This window comes from Afipia sp. GW822-FHT03D08 (assembly GCF_058801645.1).
This window is the reverse complement of sequence record NZ_JBXANK010000001.1, coordinates 2355184-2372125: the sequence shown is the minus strand read 5'-3', so window position 1 is coordinate 2372125 and position 16942 is coordinate 2355184. Positions and strand designations below refer to the sequence as shown.

The 16942-nt window shown below is 61.9% G+C and carries 18 protein-coding genes and 1 pseudogene; 6 read left to right on the top strand and 13 right to left on the bottom strand.

Annotated elements, in window-relative coordinates; translation table 11 throughout:
- Positions 1–72 precede the first annotated feature (72 nt).
- The 4 genes from AC1RM7_RS11745 to AC1RM7_RS11730 are packed head-to-tail and all read right to left on the bottom strand — an operon-like array spanning position 73 to position 4701.
- On the bottom strand, positions 73–1059 hold the full coding sequence (locus AC1RM7_RS11745) for an efflux RND transporter periplasmic adaptor subunit (protein ID WP_024920475.1): 987 nt from the start codon (positions 1057–1059) through the stop codon (positions 73–75).
- Positions 1056–1265, bottom strand: coding sequence for a DUF1656 domain-containing protein (locus AC1RM7_RS11740; RefSeq protein ID WP_024920474.1), 210 nt, complete (start codon positions 1263–1265; stop codon positions 1056–1058). The genes AC1RM7_RS11745 and AC1RM7_RS11740 overlap by 4 nt, the downstream gene beginning before the upstream one ends.
- Positions 1262–3316: an FUSC family protein gene (locus AC1RM7_RS11735; protein WP_024920473.1), complete on the bottom strand. Its 2055-nt coding sequence runs from the start codon at positions 3314–3316 to the stop codon at positions 1262–1264. The genes AC1RM7_RS11740 and AC1RM7_RS11735 overlap by 4 nt, the downstream gene beginning before the upstream one ends.
- A 53-nt stretch (positions 3317–3369) precedes the next feature.
- On the bottom strand, positions 3370–4701 hold the full coding sequence (locus tag AC1RM7_RS11730) for an epoxide hydrolase family protein (RefSeq protein WP_024920472.1): 1332 nt from the start codon (positions 4699–4701) through the stop codon (positions 3370–3372).
- 601 nt (positions 4702–5302) lie between these two features.
- On the opposite strand from AC1RM7_RS11730, the gene AC1RM7_RS11725 reads away from it, so the two are divergent.
- Together AC1RM7_RS11725 and AC1RM7_RS11720 are read left to right on the top strand one after the other, a co-directional pair.
- The gene (locus AC1RM7_RS11725; protein WP_244434398.1) at positions 5303–5668 is read left to right on the top strand and encodes a cupin domain-containing protein; all 366 of its coding nucleotides are present in this window, start codon (positions 5303–5305) and stop codon (positions 5666–5668) included.
- 6 nt (positions 5669–5674) lie between these two features.
- Positions 5675–5797: pseudogene (locus AC1RM7_RS11720) on the top strand (cupin domain-containing protein); the annotation flags it as partial.
- A gap of 91 nt (positions 5798–5888) precedes the next feature.
- On the opposite strand, the gene dmeF reads toward AC1RM7_RS11720, so the two are convergent.
- Together dmeF and AC1RM7_RS11710 are read right to left on the bottom strand one after the other, a co-directional pair.
- A complete protein-coding gene (dmeF, locus tag AC1RM7_RS11715) occupies positions 5889–6842 on the bottom strand; it encodes a CDF family Co(II)/Ni(II) efflux transporter DmeF (RefSeq protein ID WP_024920469.1) in 954 nt (317 codons plus the stop codon).
- A complete protein-coding gene (locus AC1RM7_RS11710; RefSeq protein ID WP_006022302.1) occupies positions 6839–7117 on the bottom strand; it encodes a metal/formaldehyde-sensitive transcriptional repressor in 279 nt (92 codons plus the stop codon). The genes dmeF and AC1RM7_RS11710 overlap by 4 nt, the downstream gene beginning before the upstream one ends.
- Positions 7118–7178: 61 nt before the next feature.
- Between AC1RM7_RS11710 and AC1RM7_RS11705 the strand changes: the two genes are divergently transcribed.
- On the top strand, positions 7179–7775 hold the full coding sequence (locus AC1RM7_RS11705; RefSeq protein WP_024920468.1) for a cation efflux transmembrane domain-containing protein: 597 nt from the start codon (positions 7179–7181) through the stop codon (positions 7773–7775).
- Positions 7776–7992: 217 nt separating this feature from the next.
- Here AC1RM7_RS11705 and AC1RM7_RS11700 read toward each other — a convergent pair whose 3' ends face one another.
- On the bottom strand, positions 7993–8880 hold the full coding sequence (locus AC1RM7_RS11700; protein ID WP_006022300.1) for a transcriptional regulator GcvA: 888 nt from the start codon (positions 8878–8880) through the stop codon (positions 7993–7995).
- A 112-nt stretch (positions 8881–8992) separates the two neighbouring features.
- On the opposite strand from AC1RM7_RS11700, the gene AC1RM7_RS11695 reads away from it, so the two are divergent.
- The 3 genes from AC1RM7_RS11695 (at position 8993) to AC1RM7_RS11685 (ending at position 11332) form a co-directional block, all read left to right on the top strand.
- Positions 8993–9205, top strand: a complete 213-nt coding sequence (locus tag AC1RM7_RS11695) for a DUF1127 domain-containing protein (protein ID WP_024920467.1) — start codon at positions 8993–8995, stop codon at positions 9203–9205.
- Between the two features lie 87 nt (positions 9206–9292).
- Entirely contained in the window at positions 9293–9934 is a 642-nt protein-coding gene (locus tag AC1RM7_RS11690; protein ID WP_024920466.1) for a GNAT family N-acetyltransferase, read from the top strand.
- Between the two features lie 114 nt (positions 9935–10048).
- Positions 10049–11332: an acetyl-CoA C-acyltransferase gene (locus AC1RM7_RS11685; RefSeq protein ID WP_024920465.1), complete on the top strand. Its 1284-nt coding sequence runs from the start codon at positions 10049–10051 to the stop codon at positions 11330–11332.
- 3 nt (positions 11333–11335) lie between these two features.
- Here AC1RM7_RS11685 and AC1RM7_RS11680 read toward each other — a convergent pair whose 3' ends face one another.
- The 6 genes from AC1RM7_RS11680 to AC1RM7_RS11655 all read right to left on the bottom strand — a co-directional run bounded on the left by AC1RM7_RS11680 (position 11336) and on the right by AC1RM7_RS11655 (position 16850).
- On the bottom strand, positions 11336–11785 hold the full coding sequence (locus AC1RM7_RS11680; protein ID WP_492837751.1) for a GNAT family N-acetyltransferase: 450 nt from the start codon (positions 11783–11785) through the stop codon (positions 11336–11338).
- 16 nt (positions 11786–11801) lie between these two features.
- Positions 11802–12830: a peptidoglycan -binding protein gene (locus AC1RM7_RS11675; RefSeq protein ID WP_492837753.1), complete on the bottom strand. Its 1029-nt coding sequence runs from the start codon at positions 12828–12830 to the stop codon at positions 11802–11804.
- Between the two features lie 13 nt (positions 12831–12843).
- On the bottom strand, positions 12844–13839 hold the full coding sequence (locus AC1RM7_RS11670; protein WP_024920462.1) for a hypothetical protein: 996 nt from the start codon (positions 13837–13839) through the stop codon (positions 12844–12846).
- Positions 13840–14169: 330 nt separating this feature from the next.
- On the bottom strand, positions 14170–14961 hold the full coding sequence (locus AC1RM7_RS11665; protein WP_006022293.1) for an inositol monophosphatase family protein: 792 nt from the start codon (positions 14959–14961) through the stop codon (positions 14170–14172).
- 83 nt (positions 14962–15044) lie between these two features.
- Positions 15045–16163, bottom strand: a complete 1119-nt coding sequence (locus tag AC1RM7_RS11660; RefSeq protein ID WP_024920461.1) for a tetratricopeptide repeat protein — start codon at positions 16161–16163, stop codon at positions 15045–15047.
- Between the two features lie 6 nt (positions 16164–16169).
- Positions 16170–16850 carry a thiamine phosphate synthase gene (locus AC1RM7_RS11655; RefSeq protein WP_024920460.1) on the bottom strand — a complete coding sequence of 227 codons (681 nt, stop codon included), beginning with the start codon at positions 16848–16850 and terminating at the stop codon, positions 16170–16172.
- Positions 16851–16942 lie beyond the last annotated feature (92 nt).

Here is a 16942-nt window from a genome sequence, read left to right as displayed (position 1 = left end):
CTCTCTGATGCGATGCGGCTGTACACATGTCCTGTGTGCAGGACGAAATGAACTGTTTGACGTTCCGTTGGGTTAGCGCTCCTGGAAGGTGCTCATGACCTGATCCAGCCGCACGGGGACGATCCGGCTGTGACCCGAATGAGGTTCGCATCCTTCGTCGCGAACCTTGACGGGCTTGAAGCCGCCGGTGTTCGATCCGAGTACTTCCACTGTCGCTGTCGCTCCGGAAACAAGTTCGCTGCGCGCGGCGTCGTCGAGCGCGATCCGAACCGGAACTCGTTGCGCCAGCCGCACCCAGTTGAATGTCGGATTGACATTGGCAAGGAGGCTGCTTCCCGCACTCCGATCCCGATCCTCGATACCCGCCGCAACGCTTTCCACGCTTCCGCGCAGCGTATGGTCACTGCCCATCAGCCGCACATTGGCAGCGTCGCCTGCACGGATACGCGCCAGCTTGGTTTCCTCAAAATAGCCCTCGACGCGAAGCGTGTCCGAATCGAGCAGCGCCATCACGCCTTTTCCGGAAGCGAGATAGGTCCCCGGTCTCAACTCCATGTTGGTGACGACGCCATTGACGGAGGCCCGCACCTCGCTGCGCTCAAGGTTCAGCTTGGCAAGGCTGAGGTCCGCGACGGCCTGGTCGTAGGCTGCCTTCGCAGAACCTTGGGTGGCAACGACCTGATCCAGCTTCTGCTTGGTGACGGCGACGTCGGGAGTGAGGGCGCTGTAGCGCTTCAGGTCGGCATTGGCCTGTTCGAGCATTGCGCGCCTGCCTTCCAGCACGGCTACCGTCTGGGCCTGCGCAATGGCATAGCGCGCCCGATCTATCCGGAAGAGTACATCGCCCCGCCGGACCTTTTGGTTGTCCTTGACAAGGACGTCAGTGACGAAGCCCGAGACATCGGGAGCGATGGGCACGACATCGGCGCGAACGTGACCGTCGCGGGTCCAGGGCGCGTCGAAATAGTAGTCCCACAGTTTGTAGCCGGACCAGAGCGCGAGAGCCATCATCGCCCCGGTCAGAGTGAAGCGGCGCAGCAGATGCATAAAGATGCTCATGACAGAAACTCCTTGGAAACGAACACAAGGCCGGTGACCATGCAGACATAGAGTGCGAAATCGAACAGCGCCGGATGCCAGACCGCTCTGTAGACTCCGGCGCGCATCAGCAACTTGCTGGCGATGCGTGTGAGCACGCCTGCAACGACACCCCAGAACAGCAGGCTGGGAATGACGACGCCGAAGAGATCAAGTTCGTATTTCATGCGATCAATCTCATCTCTTGAGGTTCATGCGGCTCATACTCCGGCGTTTTGGGAAATAGTCCGAAACGCATGCCTGTGAGAGCGATGAGCGCTTCATTGCGCGCCGGACTCGCGACTTCCTGCAACGTGATCGCAATCGCGTCATCGAGCGGACCAACCAGTTCACTCGAAAGCCGCCCGGCTGTTTGAGTTCGGAAAGCCGATCCGAGGCGATCGAGGAGGGCATCGATCATCCGCCTTGCGTGATATGACAGTTCGGGATTCGCTCGCCCCAGATCAATGATGTTCAAGGCGGTGCGAAGCTGACGAAGATGGGCGGCGTTGCTCCTTGCCTCGGCAGGAACCACTGTGATCCGCGCGGCCAGCAGGGTCAGGCGGTGCTGCATAAGGCTGGCGATGGCCACGCTTTGCTGCCACGTCCGGCCCTCGGTGACCGTGGCCAGCGTCTTCCAGTTGCTGGAGAGCAGGCGTTCCGCCACCCACTCCGAAACGGACAGACGGACAATTCCGCTGACAATGGCGGTGAGTACGACGCCAAAAAAGAGCGATACGCTGCCGTTGGCAAAGGACGCGAAATCGCCGGTGTAAGATGAATTCAGCGCCAGTTGTACCGAGGTGAAGATGGCAAGAAAGGTGCCGGCGCGTGCAGTGGCCGGGCGTGCCGACATCCAGCCGAATAGCACGAATGCCGGCATCAGCGCGGCGATCAGCATCTCGAGAGTTGTGACCCGCGGCAATATGCCGAACATGTAGATTCCGTTGACCGCAATGACCAGCAGGATGATCTTGTAGAAGTTGCGGTATGTCGGAAGCGGATCGTCCACGCCGGCAAACAGGCTGCCGACGACGGCCGCGAATATCGCGGCTGATTCGCCGTCGACCCACCCCGTGGCGATCCAGAACGTGCAACAGGCGAGGATCGAAAACGCGACCGTGGCCGCGCTCCACAGCGCAAGCCGGTAGTCGCGGTGCTGGATGGAAGCGGTCCATGTGTCGGGAATGAAGGCGAGCGGCAGGAAGTCCGTATCGCCGCCGTCGGCAATCGCGTTGCGCAGGAGCCGGCAATCCACCGTGATGTCAATGAGATTCCGCAGCCGCAAAGCATATGCGGCGGTCATGGCGTTGACCCAGGTGGCGTCCGCATCGAGTTGCGAAAGCTCCTCGCCAAGCGAGCTGCACAATTGCGTTGCTTCCTGATCTGCCTGACCGCTCTTGGCGAGCCAGTTCGCGACTCTCGCGCTGAGCGCAGCCATGCGCGCGCAGGCTTCCGCATGTGAGGCGATTCCTGTCTGGCGATCCTCGATGGCCGCCAGCAGAGGAAGAAGCCACAGCATATGTTGCTGAAGCCGTTGCAAGCCGCGCGCGATGTTTGCGGATGTGGAAACCTCGTAGCCGAGGTGCCGGCTGAGCTGGTCGATTTCCGAGGCGGCTGCCGCGAGCTGCATCCGCTGGCTGTCGCGCTCCTGATTGTTGTCGCGGCGAGTCAGCGTATCGATGGCGAGACGACGTGCGCCGTCGAGCCACGCGTCCGCCTGCGCTGCAATCGTGGCGGCGACGGTTCGCGGCAGCACAAGGATCGAGAAAACGCTGGCGCAGGCGATGCCAAGCAGGATTTCCTGCACGCGGGCGGACACGATATCGAATGTCAGTTGCGGTGTGGAAAGGATCGGAAATCCAAGGAGCGCGACCGTGTAGCCCGCCAGCATGAAGACGTAGCTGCGCGGCGTTCCGTCGATCAGCGACAGGTAGAGGAATACGCCGACCCAGAGCGCGATAGCTACGCTGAGCAGTTCGGGGGCATTGACGAGGTTCGGAATCAGCAGGATCGTCCCCGCAGCTCCGATCAGTGTTCCAAGCATGCGATAGACGGCCTTGGACCACGTCGCTCCGATGAGCTGGCTTGATGTGATGTAGACGGAAGCCATCGCCCAATAGGGACGCGGCATTTCCAGCAGAAGCGCGAGGGAGAATGCCAGCATTGCAGCCGCAAATGTCCTCAGCGCGAAAGCGAGCGCTGCATGTCGGGCGCAGAATGCCGAAATCCGGTTCATGATGGAACATGTGTGAAATGGCGGCGCGGCATTCGCTCGCGCCGCCGGTTGAACTACGAAGCGTTTCGGAGCGAACGGAACGACGTGCGCATTTCGGCGACGAAGAGTTCGGGTTGTTCCCACGCGGCGAAGTGGCCGCCCTTGCTCATCCTGTTGTAGTGAATGAGCCTGGAATAGGCGTCCTTGGCCCAGCTATGGGGCGCGGTGTAAATCTCGTCCGGGAATGCGCTGACTGCGACGGGAATCTTGACGCCTCTGATATCGAAGAAGCCGGCGGTCGAGACCTGATGCGTGTCCCAGTAGAGGCGGGCTGATGAGACAGCGGTGTTGGTGAGCCAGTAGAGGGTGATGTTGTCGAGAATATCGTCGCGCGAGAGTCCTTCCTTCTGTCCGTTGAAGACGCGGGTAATCATCTCCTCGCTGCGGGCGTCATGATCGAGCATCCAGGCTGCGAGCCCGACAGGCGAATCGGCCAGCCCGTAGAGGGTCTGCGGACGATTCGACATCTCGATGGCGTAACCCAACCCCTTCTTGTAGAAGACGTCGAGTTGATCCCATGCCTGTTTCTCCTCGCCGGTAAGACCAGCAGGCGGCGCCTGGTTGAACGACAGGGCTCTCGAAACCTCGGGCGGAACTGTCGCCGGCATGTTGGTGTGAATGCCGATCAGCCCTACCGGCTCCTGCAATGCCATCGTTTCCGAGACGGCATTACCCCAATCCCCACCCTGCGCCACGAACTGCTTGTAGCCGAGCCGCCGCATCAGGGCCGTCCATGCACGCGCAATGCGAACAGGAGTCCATCCGGGCTCCGTCGGTTTGCCGGAAAATCCGTGTCCGGGAAGCGAGGGGATGACGAGGTCGAACGCATCCGCCGCGGTCCCGCCATGGGCCGTCGGGTTGGTCAGCGGTTCGATAATCTTCATCTGTTCGATGATCGAGCCCGGCCAGCCATGAGTGACGATCATGGGCAGCGCATTCGAATGCTTCGAGCGAACGTGGATGAAGTGAATATCGAGTCCGTCGATCTCAGTGATGAACTGCGGCAGGCTGTTGAGCCGTGCCTCGACCTTCCTCCAGTCATGGTGGGCGTACCAGTACTGTGCGAGCTGTTGAACAGTCTTGAGCTGCACGCCTTGGGAATCGTCAGCGACCGTCTCCCTGTCGGGCCAGCGTGTCGCTGCGATGCGCCGCCGAAGATCGGCTATCTGCTCTTCGGGAATGTCAATGCGGAACGGGCGAACGGCTTCATGGATTTCGGCCGCGACGGCAGGGGTCTCTGAGGAAAGCAGGCTTGAGGTGCTGAGGGATGCGATGCCGATTGCAGCGGTCCCTAAAAGCCGGCGGCGATCGTGATTGATGACTTCATTGTTCGAGTTCGTAGTCATGGATATCTCCTGGTCCAGAACTGGCTGTGAGCAAAACTGGCGAACGAGCGAGAGGAGGCTGCATGTACGCAGATCGATCCCGCCCTGTGGCGTTCCGGCGCGGCATCGCCAGGGACGCCGCAAGGTTCGTCATGCGTGCTGCGAAGGCGAGCAAGCTGGCGACATCCCTCATTTGGATGGCGACCAAGACTGCGTTGATCGAACAGATCAGGTCGCTATGCATGCAGCGCGCGAATATGCGAATTCGGCCAGCGTGCTCGTGTTGGGATCGGAAGAACGACACGACTATCTCCTGGCGTGATTGGCCGGCGATCGAATGGTTCGGTCGTTCGTATATGTGAGGTCTTTTCTGCCGCGGCTTTGCACGAATTGCCGGGCTGTTGTCACCAATTGCTGTCGAAGATCGTCGTGAAGTCCGGCGGGAAATCGTGATGCGCTCTCGAACCTGGCTTTTGCGTCTGCTCCATCCGCGGATTCATGCGGCAAGGAATGACAAAGCGACAGCATGCCGTGCAAAGGCGTTGATCGCTCACCGGCCTATCATCTCCTGACGGAATAGCTGCTGCTGTTGCGGCCCCACGATTGAACACAGGAGAATGTCATGAACCCCATGTCACGCCGCCATGTCCTTGCTGCCAGCGCCGGAGGTCTTCTGACGGCGTCTACACTGACGAACGCACAAGCCGCGTCATCCCAGTTCAAGCCGGGTGACGGGGGCATCGCACGGCAAGCGGTCGAACTGCCGCCGGGCGACAAAGTCACCTATCACGATCCGAAGGATGTGGCCGCGCTTCCCGATTTCCGCTTCTCACTCGATGGCAACATTCCGAAGGTGACCTCGGGCGGCTGGGCGAAAGAAGCCACCGTCCACCAGTTCCCTATCAGCAAGGGGATCGCGGGCGTCCACATGTTCCTCGATCCCGGTGCGTCTCGCGAACTGCACTGGCATGCGATCGCAGCAGAATGAGCCTTCGTGATCGACGGCCGCTGCCAGACGGTGGTTCTCGACCCGTCGGGGGCAAGCGAGATCAACAACTATGGACCGGGTGACCTCTGGTACTTCCCGAAGGGACATGGTCATTCGATCCAGACGATTGGCGACAAGCCCTGGCCCAAGGAGTCGACGCACAAATGGATCGATCTTTCCCTTGTGGGACAGAGGCCACGGCCAAAGTACGTCTCAACTGCTACGCGGCCTTCTCTACCTCTATGGTTACGTGCGACAGTTCGTGAATATGAACCAGCTTATCGCGATAGGCGGACGGCTCCTTCGGAACTGCCGAGCGAATCGACACGATGGCTGCATGATGGCCCGGGCCAAGCTGCCAGACATGTAGGTCGGCAATCTGGTCGCCATTGACCTCAATTGCCTCACGGATTTCTACCGGCAATTCCTCGTCGGCGGGCAGATAGTCGAGTAAAACTCCGCCCGCGTCGCGAATGAGGCCCCATGACCACCGCGCTATGACAAGCCCTCCGACAATTCCCATCGCCGGGTCCATCCAGTTCCAGCCATAGAGAGCGCCGAGCACAAGCGCGGCAATCGCCAGAACCGAAGTCAGGGCATCCGCCAGAACATGCAGATACGCCGCGCGCAAATTGTTGTCGCTCGCTGGTGCATGGGCGTGATGGTCATGATCGTGATCATGGCCGTGCCCATGATGATGGTGATGGTGCGCGTGGTCGTCGCGCAGTAACCACGCGCAAAGCAGATTTACACCGAGACCGATTACAGCAACCGTGATCGCTTGAGGAAAGTCAATCGCGACGGGGCTGTAAAGGCGCAACAGACTTTCCCAGCCGATTAGCAAAGCAATAAGTGCCAGCACGACGGCACTTGCAAAGCCGGCGAGGTCGCCAAGCTTTCCGGTGCCGAACGTAAAGCGCGGGTTTCGCGCGTTCTTGCGGGCGTAGAAATAAGCAAGTGCGGCGATCAGCATAGCGGCCGCGTGGGTGGACATGTGCCAGCCATCCGCGACAAGGGCCATGGAACCGTAAATCGAGCCTGCCGTAATCTCGACCACCATCATCGTTGCCGTGATGGCAATTATCAGCCAAGTGCGACGCTCGTTTCGCTCGTGGTTATCGCCAAGGAAAACGTGGTCGTGGGGGCTGGAAAGTCTGGCCTGCAGATCAGTCATCTTAAATACGTCCTCACGACTTCAATCAGTTCGGCCGCGCCTTGGGCGCGAGCAGCGTTGCCGTCCTTGTCAGGGTTGGAAACATGCTCTCGGATATGGTCCTCGATCAGTTCGGCTGTGAGACCGGTCACCGCGCCGCGCACCGAGGCTACGAGGTTCAGCACCTCGCCGCAGGGAGCTTCAGCCTCCAGGGAGCGCTCAATGGCTTCGATCTGGCCCTTTAAGCGCCGAACGCGCGCCAGCAGCTTGGCCTGATTTTTTGAGGTATGAGCCATAGTATAGGGGGATACCCTATTTTGCGGATTTGTGCAACGATCGGATGTCCAAGGAGATTGCATGCAATCTGAACCCACGACCGCACCCCTCCGCCGCGTTGTCCTGATTGTCGCCCTGCTCAACCTTGCCTATTTCGGCGTGGAGTTTGCGGTCGCGCTGTCGATCGGCTCGGTTTCGCTTTTTGCTGACAGCGTCGATTTTCTTGAAGATACTTCGGTTAATCTGCTGATCTTTTTTGCCCTTTCCTGGACGGCTGTGACCCGCGCCCGTGTCGGCATGGCTATGGCCGGAATCCTTCTGGTCCCGAGCCTCGCGCTGCTCTGGGCGCTTTTGCGTAAATTTACATATCCGGTCCCGCCCGAACCGTTCGCGCTTTCGCTCACCGGCGTTGGCGCATTGTCCGTCAATCTGTTCTGCGCCTTCCTGCTGGCGCGGTTCCGCTCTCACAGCGGAAGCTTGACGCGGGCGGCCTTCCTCTCCGCTCGTAATGACGCGGTTGCCAATGTTGCCATCATCGGGGCGGGCTTGGTCACAGCCTATCTTTGGCAAACGGTCTGGCCTGACGTGATCGTCGGCGTTGCGATTGCGGCCATGAACATTGATGCGGCCCGCGAGGTATGGGAAGCGGCGCGCGAAGAGCACAAAGCTGTTGCTTGAGCCCGAGGTTGGCCGAACATCGAGAGTATGTAGCTGAAGCAGCGACACGTGGGTCTGCTGCGAAGCACCTCTGCAAGTATCCATCCTGCCTCGACAAGTTTTTCGGCGGCTTGACGTATCAGCCGCCTAGCGATGCGTGCTGGATCGCCAGCAGCACGACAATGATGACCGCCAGTATCGCCGACAGGTCAGCATACCCATCTCGTGGGCATGGCTGTTACTGCTTCGCTGCAGTTCTCAGCCAGTCCCGAAACAGGTTGAGTTTCGGAGTCGCCGGCCTGTCTTGCGGCGTCACGAAGTAGTAGCCCGCCGACGGCATGGAGACATTGAAGGGCACCACCAGGCGTCCATTCGCAACGTCGTCCGCGACATAGGCGGTGTGACCCATGGCAACGCCGAGACCGTCGATGGCGGCCTGAATGGTCATGAAGGCCAGATCGAATGTCAGCCCGCGGTTTTGCGACAGGTGCGCGGGCAGGCCAGCTGCGGTGAGCCAAAGGCGCCAGTCGTCGATGGTGCTGGACGTATGCAGCAGCGTGGCATGCTCCAAGTCTTCCGGCCGCCGCAGCGCGCGTTCGCCAGTCAGGAGTTTTGGGCTGCAAACCGGAAACAGATGTTCGGCCATCAACCACTCGGCGTCCAGCCCCGGCCATCGTCCCTGTCCGTACCGGATCGCCGCGTCGACATTGCTGGTGCGGAAATCCACCAGTTCGGTCGAGGTGGTGATGCGAACGTCGATCTCCGGATGCTGTTCCTGAAAGGACGACAATCTGGGCAGCAGCCATTTCACCGCGAGCGATGTCAGGGTGCTGATCGTCAGCACGCGATCGTCGCCCTTACGCAGCAGGCGGTCGGTGGCGGTGCGCAAATCCTGAAACGCGGCACGGATGCCCGGCAGATACTCGGCGGCCTGCGGCGTCAGCGCCAGCGCGCGGCTTTGCCGGATGAACAGCCGGATGCCGAGTTCTTCCTCCAGCCGCCGGATCTGGTGGCTGATGGCGGTCTGGGTGACGTTCAGCTCCTGCGCGGCCTGGGTAAAGCTGAGGTGCCGTGCGGCGGCCTCGAAAGCGCGCAAACCGTTCAGGGAAGGAAGTCTGGCGGTCATCGGCGCCTCTAACGCATGAGATTATCTCATATTACAGGGGACAAGCTATCGTTTGTCAATGGGGGGTCGCGCGCCGATATTCGCACCATCAGATTTATTTCAGGAGGCTACGATGTCTGCTTACACCACTAATTTGATGACAAATCATCATCACTCAACGATGCACCCGGTCGCCGCTGCGATCTCCGACCTGTTCCACACCTGGGCCGAGCGCTCCAAGCGCCGGGCAGAACTGGCCCGCCTCAGCGACAGGGACTTTCACGACGTCGGCGCGAGCTGGAGCGACTTCGCCTACGAAGCCAGCAAGCCCTTCTGGCGCGAGTAAGCGCCTGACGCGAGTCTGATCCGCCCTTGTCCTCCTCCCCGGATCAGACTCGCTTTTTCCTCTCATATGAAGCCGATGGAGCGCGTCATGCAGGCCGAACCTGATCATCGCTTTGTCCTGAGCAACCTCGGCCGTTACACCGATGTTGTCCGGCTGAAAGACGGCAAGCCGCTGACGGTTCGCTTTATCGAGCCAAAAGATGCTGACGGGCTGCTGTTCTACTTCCGCTCGCTGTCGCGCCAGTCGCGTTACAATCGCCTGATGGGCGCCGCGAGCGAGTTGCCGCCATCGGAACTCGACAAGGCGCTTCATATCGGCGAGGCCAGCCGTTTTGCGGTCATCGCGGAAATGAAAGTCGACGGCGTCGAGACCATTGTCGGCGAGTCCCGCTACAGCTACGACCCGGAAACGCAGAAAACTGAATTCGGACTCTCGATCGGTGACGCCTGGCAGGGCCAGGGCATCGGCTCCGCCATCCTGTCGAATCTCGAATGCCGTGCGGCGGCGCTCGGTGCATCGCGTCTGTTCGGCGAAACCTTCCGCAACAACGAGCAGATGATCGGGCTCGCGCGCAAGGCCGGTTACTCTTTCATGGCAGCGCCCAGCGACTGGCGGCAGGTGCGGTTCGAGAAGCCGTTGCATCGCGCCGCCGAGATACCTTGTGCGAGCTGGAAGCAGGCCGCGATGGCGGGCTGGCTGCCGAACGAAGCGCTGCTGGCTGTGCACTGATGTCCTGATGTTATGGCCCCGGCGGGCTTCGCGCGCCGTCGGCTTGTATGCCCTCCGCCGGATCGAATAGTGTTCAAAAGGCGCCGGTTCCGGCGTTCGATCCGGGAGTATCTGATGGCGCAATCCGTAAAAACCGATGTCTGGCTGGCCGCGGGCCTGCGTACGCCGTTCGCGAAAGTCGACGGCCCGCTGAGCGGCGTGGACGCCATCGCGCTGTCGGTCCCGGTGGTCAAGCACATGGTCGAGCGGCTGGGCGGCGGCAAGCCGGATTTCGCGGTGTGGGGCAACGTGGTGCCCAACCTGACCTGGAGCAACATCGCGCGCGAGATCCTGATGGATGCCGGGGTCGATCCGACGGTGCCGGCCTATTCCACCGTGATGGCATGCTCGACCAGCATGATGGGCGTCTTCGAAGCCGCCGGCATGATCGACGGCGAGGTGCGCAATCTTGCACTGGTCGGCGGCGTCGACAGCCTCAGCCAGGTTCAGCTCGGTCTCGGCATGTCGCTGTCGAACTGGGTGCGCCAGTTCCAGACCGCGCGATCGCTGGGACAAAAACTCACCCACGCCATCGATCTCAAGCTCAGCGACGTGCGTCTTTACATCCCGGCGGTCAGCAATCGCACCACCGGCATGAGCATGGGCGAGCACACCGAAATCACCGCCAAGGTCTGGAACATCTCGCGCGAGGCGCAGGACCAGATCGCCCTGGAGAGCCATCAGCGCGCAGTCGCCGCATGGGATCGCGGGTTCTTCGATGGCCTCGTCATTCCGTTCGACGGCGTGAAGCGCGACACCATTCCGCGCAAGGACACTTCTCTCGAGAAGCTGGCGCGGCTGTCGCCCTCATTCGATCGCACCAGCGGCAAGGGCACGCTGACTGCGGGCAACTCGTCGCCGCTCACCGACGGCGCATCGAGCATCTGGGTGGCTTCGCAAAAGGGATTGGAGAAGCTTCCCTCCAACACACCGCGGGTGAAACTGATCGACTGGGAAATTGCATCGGTGGATTTTCGCACCGAAGGCCTCTTGATGGCGCCGCCCTATGCCATCCCGCGGTTGCTTGCGCGGCATTCGCTGACCTATGCCGACATTCAGCTCTGGGAAATCCACGAAGCGTTCGCGGCGCAGGTGCTTGCGCATATCAAGGCGCTGGAGAGCCCGGAGTTCATCCGCGACAAGGCCGGCGTCAAAGCCGAGTTCGGCAAATTTCCGCGCGAGCGCATGAATCCGAACGGTGGCTCGACCGCACTCGGCCATCCGTTTGGCGCGACCGGCGCGCGCATCCTCAGTCAGGCCGTCAAAGAGCTGGCGGCGATGCCGAAGGGCAGCCGCGCCATCGTCAGCATCTGCGCCGACGGCGGGCAGGGCACCGTGGCGCTGCTGGAGGCGGCCTGACGTTCAGGGCTTCCAAGCCATGCCGTAGACTTTGCGTCCCGACACCGGATTGACGTCGTCATGGGTGTGGACAAAGCCGTTGCGCTCGTAAAAGCGGATGGCGCGGGTGTTGTCGGTATTGACCAGCAGCGTGATGCCACCCGGCGACATCGCCTTGGCCTTGTCCATCAGCACGTTGCCGAGATCCGATCCCCATGCTTCGGGCGCGACCACGAGCTGGTCGAGATAACCCGATGCATCGATGGTGACGAAGCCGGTCATCGCGCCGTTCTGTTCGGCGACGACGATTTGCGCGACCGGCACCAGTTCATTGCGCCAGCGCGCGCGCCAGCCTTCCAGCCGCTGCGCGAAATCGATCGATGGATAGGCCAGGCTCCAGGTGCGAAGCCACAGGCTGATCGCCGCGTCCTCGTCCTCGGCGACGTAGGGCCGCAGCGTGAACGATGCACTCATGATCGCAGCAAGCGGATCATCGCTCGGTCAGCTTCAGTTCGATGCGGCGGTTGCGCTTGTAGGCTTCCTCGGTCTTCTCCGGATCGAGCGGCTGGAATTCCGCAAATCCTGCCGCGACCAGACGCTGGGCCGGCACGCCGAGCGAAACCAGATACTGCACCACCGAGATGGCGCGCGCCGATGACAACTCCCAGTTCGATTTGAACTGCGGGCTGTTGATCGGCCGAACATCGGTATGACCATCGACGCGCAGCACCCAGGCGATCTCCGCCGGAATCTGCTTGTCGAGATCGATCAGCGCGGTGGCGAGCTTGTCGAGTTCAGCGCGGCCTTCCGGCAGCAGCAGCGCCTGCCCGGTGTCGAAGAACACTTCGGACTGGAACACGAAACGGTCGCCGACAATGCGCACATCCGGGCGGTTGCCGAGAATGGCGCGCAGCCGCCCGAAGAATTCGGAGCGATAGCGCGACAGTTCCTGCACGCGCTGGGCCAGCGCCACGTTCAGCCGCTGGCCGAGATCGGCGATCTTGGTCTGGGATTCCTTGTCGCGTTTTTCCGATGCGTCGAGCGCTTCCTCCAGCGCCGCCAACTGGCGGCGGAGCGCACTGATTTGCTGGTTCAGCACCTCGATCTGCGCCAGTGCCCGCGCGGAGACCTGCTTCTCGGAGTCGAGCGCCTTGCCGAGTTCGTTGGCGCGGCCCTGCGCGCTCGCGCCCGCCCCGGCGAGACCGTCATACAGCCCTTTGACCCGGTCGCGCTCGGCCTCGGCGGATGCAAGCCCCGCGCGCATCTGCGAAAGCTGATCGTCGAGGTTCAGCTTGCCGAGCTTTTCCAGCGAGAGGAGCTCGTTGAGCTGGGCGATCTGGGCGTTCAGCCGCTCAAGCGCCTTGTCCTTGCCGGTGACCTCCTGCGACAGGAAGAACTGCACCACAAGGAACACCGACAGCAAAAACACGATGGCCAGAACCAGCGTCGACAGCGCGTCGACGAAGCCCGGCCAGTAATTGAAACCGCTGTCGCTGCGGCGTGAACGCGAAAGCGCCATAGGCTGTCTCCGTTCAGTTGGTCTCGGGCTGCCGCGCGAGACGTTCCAGCAGCGCCTTGATTTCCTTGTTCTGCTCGCCCTGGCCGTCGGCCCATTCGCGGATCAGTTGCTGCTCGGTGCGCATATGATGCACGAGGCCCTGGATCGCTTCGGCGAGATTGGCCATCGCGGTGGTGGCGGTGCGGTTCGATCCCATTTCCTCGACAGCCAATCGCAGCCGGTCGAGCGCCGGATTGAGATCGCCGTTCACCGCGTGGCCGTCGGCGGAATATTCCTGCACGGTCTCCGCCATCCAGTCTTCGAGGTCGGTGTAGAAGCGGTTCTGCGCCTGGCTCGATTGCAGATCGAGAAAGCCGAGGATCAGCGAGCCGGCGAGACCGAACAGCGACGATGAGAACGAGATGCCCATGCCGCCGAGCGGGGCGGCGAGGCCTTCCTTCAGCGTGTCGAACACCGAGCCGGCATCGCCGCCGACCTTCAGCCCCTCGATCACCTTGCCGACCGACCCGACGGTCTCGATCAGGCCCCAGAATGTGCCGAGCAGGCCGAGAAAGACCAGAAGTCCCGTCATGTAACGCGACAGGTCGCGCGCTTCATCGAGACGGGTCGCAATCGAATCCAGCATATGGCGCATGGTCTGCTGCGAGATGCTCATGCGTCCGCCGGTGCGGTGGCTGAGCATCGCCGCCATCGGCGCCAGCAGTCTGGGGCGCCGATCGACCGCAAGGCCGGGATCGGAAATGCGGAAACTGTTGACCCACGAGATTTCAGGATAAAGCCGGATCACCTGCCGGAAGGCGAGGATGATACCGATGGCCAGCACGCCGGCGATCAGCGCGTTGAGTCCAGGATTGGCGAGAAACGCCACCCAGATCTGCTTGTAAAGCACGACAACAAGCAGGCTGCACAGAACGAGGAACACCAGCATCCGGACCAGAAAGATGCGCGGTGTCGACAGTTTTGTGACAACGATATCGGCTGCAGTGCTGGAGGCGGGAGTCTTTGCCATGGCGGATATTCAATCCTTGTCCGTGGAACGTGTCGGGCATCAATATGGCACAGCGGGGGCGGGAAAAAAGACACCATCGCCGATTTGACCCCAACAGCGGAACCACGCCCGAACTGGCGCGGGTAACAATCGCGTTCTCGGTCAATTGCTGAGGCGAGGATATGATCCGGCTTTTCCGGGAAGGATTTGTCTCACCGGTAATTCAGGGTGGATCGAACGCTCGTTCTCCCCAATCCGAGGAGAGAAGATAAACCCAGCACGGTGTTCATGTGATCGGGATGGCCGGGACCATAGGGCGTTCACGCCTGTCTTCGCAGGCTATGACAACCGCTATCCGAGCGGCTTGAGAATTTTCACCAGTTCACGCTGGATTGTCTCGTTGCCGCAGACGACATGACCGGTGGCCATTGCGGTGTCGCCGCCCTCGATGCCGCTGACGACGCCGCCGGCTTCACGCACCATGATCAACCCGGCTGCGATGTCCCACGGCTGGAGATTGCGCTCCCAGTATCCATCGAGGCGTCCGGCGGCGACGAAGGCAAGATCGAGCGAGGCCGCGCCGAAGCGGCGCAGGCCCGCGACGCGATTTTGCATCTCGGCCATTTCGCGGCGGGAGAGTTCGTGATCGCCACGCCCGATATGCGGCAGGCCGCAGGCGACCACGCACTCGCTGAGCTGCTTGCGACCGGCGACGCGCAGGCGCTGGTCGTTCAGGAATGCGCCCTTGCCGCGTTCGGCGATGTAGAGTTCGTCATTGGCGGGATTGTAGATCACGCCCGCGATGATGGTGCCCTCGCGCTGCAATCCGATCGAGATCGCGAACTGCGGAATGCCGTGCAGGAAATTCGTCGTGCCGTCGAGCGGATCGACGATCCAGGTGTTCGCCTTGTCGGTGCCTTCGCGCGTGCCGCCTTCCTCGCCGAGAAAGCCGTAACCCGGACGGGCCTTGGTCAGATCGTCGTAGAGCATCTGCTCCGCACGCCTGTCGGCGAGCGATACGAAGTTGGCCGGACCCTTCAGGGACACCTGAAGGTTTTCGATCTCGCCGAGATCGCGCTTGAGGCTGCGGCCGGCGCGGCGCGCGGCCTTGACCATGACGTTGATGAGCGCTGAATGAAGCATTGTCTCGGCTTGCTGGATGAAGTGTGGGGCTGGTGTTGCGGGATAAGCGCTGGCGCGTCAAGAGTAATGGCGGTGGTTATTGCTCATTTCGTGCCGAACCATTTCCTGGCGAGGTCTTCGGATTTCGCTTTTTCTATCGGAGATAACTGCGCAAATTTGGCGTCGAGGTCCGGATCGCCGTTTCCGGCGGTCTTCGCGATCAGATGCCACTTGAAGCCCTGCACCTTGTCGACCGGAACACCGAGTCCGTCGACGAGAATGCGCGCCAGGCGATTTTGCGCGATCGGACTGTTCTGCCGGGCTGCCCGGTTCAGCAGCGCGATGGCGGTAGGCACATCCTTGGGCGTGCCGGTGCCGTTGTAGAGCGCAATGGCGTACTCGACCTCGGCATCGAGATTGTCGACCATCGCTGCGGCGCGCATCAGCTTCGCGGCTTCGGCGAGATCCTTCTCCACGCCGCGCCCTTCCTTGTAGAAAGTCGCGAGTGCGTATTGCGCTTCCGGGTTTCCGGCATTGGCCGCCTGACGGAACAGTTCGGCGGCGCGCTTGATGTCCTGCGGGAAGACCTGTCCTTCAAGGTAGAGCAGCCCGAGATTGTAGGCGGCCGCGGCCTTGCCGAGCTTGGCGGACGATGCCAGCAGCCGCGCGCCTTCGTCGCGATTGGCGGGACCGCCGCGTCCGGCGATCTTCATCATGCCGAGTGCGAACATTGCTTCGCGGTCGCCGCGGTCGGCGGCCTGCTTGTACCATTCCGCTGCCTTGGCATCGTCGCGCTTGATGCCGAGCGCGTTGGAATAGAGTTCGCCGAGCAGCGTCATCGATTTCGGATCGCCGGTTTCCTGGGCGCGCTTCAATGCGATGTTGAAGGCCGTACGGTAAAGGCCCATCTGGTAGGCGCCGTAAGCGAGATCGGCATTCGGATCGTCCGGAGCAGCAGGCGCCGCAGTCTTTTCGGGCGCGCCTTTCTTCTGCTGTTTCGGTGCATCGGGTTTCGGCGCAGCCGCCTTCGGCGGCGCTGCCTTAGGTGCCTTAGGCGCTGCGGACTTCGGAGCGGGCGCTTCCGGCTTGATCGGCTCCGGGAAAGGATTGGGAGCGCCTTGCCCGAGGGCATTCGCCGAGAACGCCACAACACCGGCAACGGCCGATGCAAGAAGTCTTGCACGAGCGGCTGCGAGGGGCGTGGCACGGCGAAGCGCGGTCATCGCGGCTTATCCTCCCGTGACCGTGGCGTGCGCGAGAGACGCCTCGAAGCCGCGCGCCACTGCCTGGCCGGCCTCGACGAGAGCGGCCTGCGCGCCGCGCGAATCCTGCCAGATGAAATCGCCCACCAGAACAAAATCCGCGCCCGCCGCCGCGAACATCTGCGCCTCATCCAGCGTTGTGGCAAAGCCCACGCATGGAGGTTCGAACAGTTCGGCCCACCAGTCCAGCCGTTCGCAGATCGCGTCCGCAGAGGGGCGCTCGCCATTGGCATCCGGTTCGCCGAACAGCACGTAATCCGCGCCCGCTTCACCGGCGACCATCGCATCGTGTCGCGTGACAAGGCCTCCGACGCCGAGAATGCGATCCGGCTTCAGCGAGGGCATCGCCTCCTGCATGGCCTCGATGCCGCTGACGTTCGAGCCGTCCGCGCCGGAGCGCGCGACCTGTCCGAAATGTTGATCGATCAGCAGTGCCGCACCGGCCGTCTGAACCGGCTTTGCAAGCGCCTTGGCGCGCTGGATGATGCTGCGCTCATCGCCAGGCGCAAGGCGCAACAAGACGGCGGCGACGTCCGCCGCAGCAAGCAACGCCGGCAGTTCGGACACAAGCTGCGCGGGATCGGCAACGACGGGCGTTGCGAGATAGAGACGAGGCGCGGGGCGCGGCGGGGGAGGTTTGGTGGCCATGATGGCGGTGTGATGCTCGTGTGAGGTCGGAACAGATCACCGGACTGCGGCCAAAAAAGGGGCGGGATCGTGTCCCGCCCTCATGCTGAACG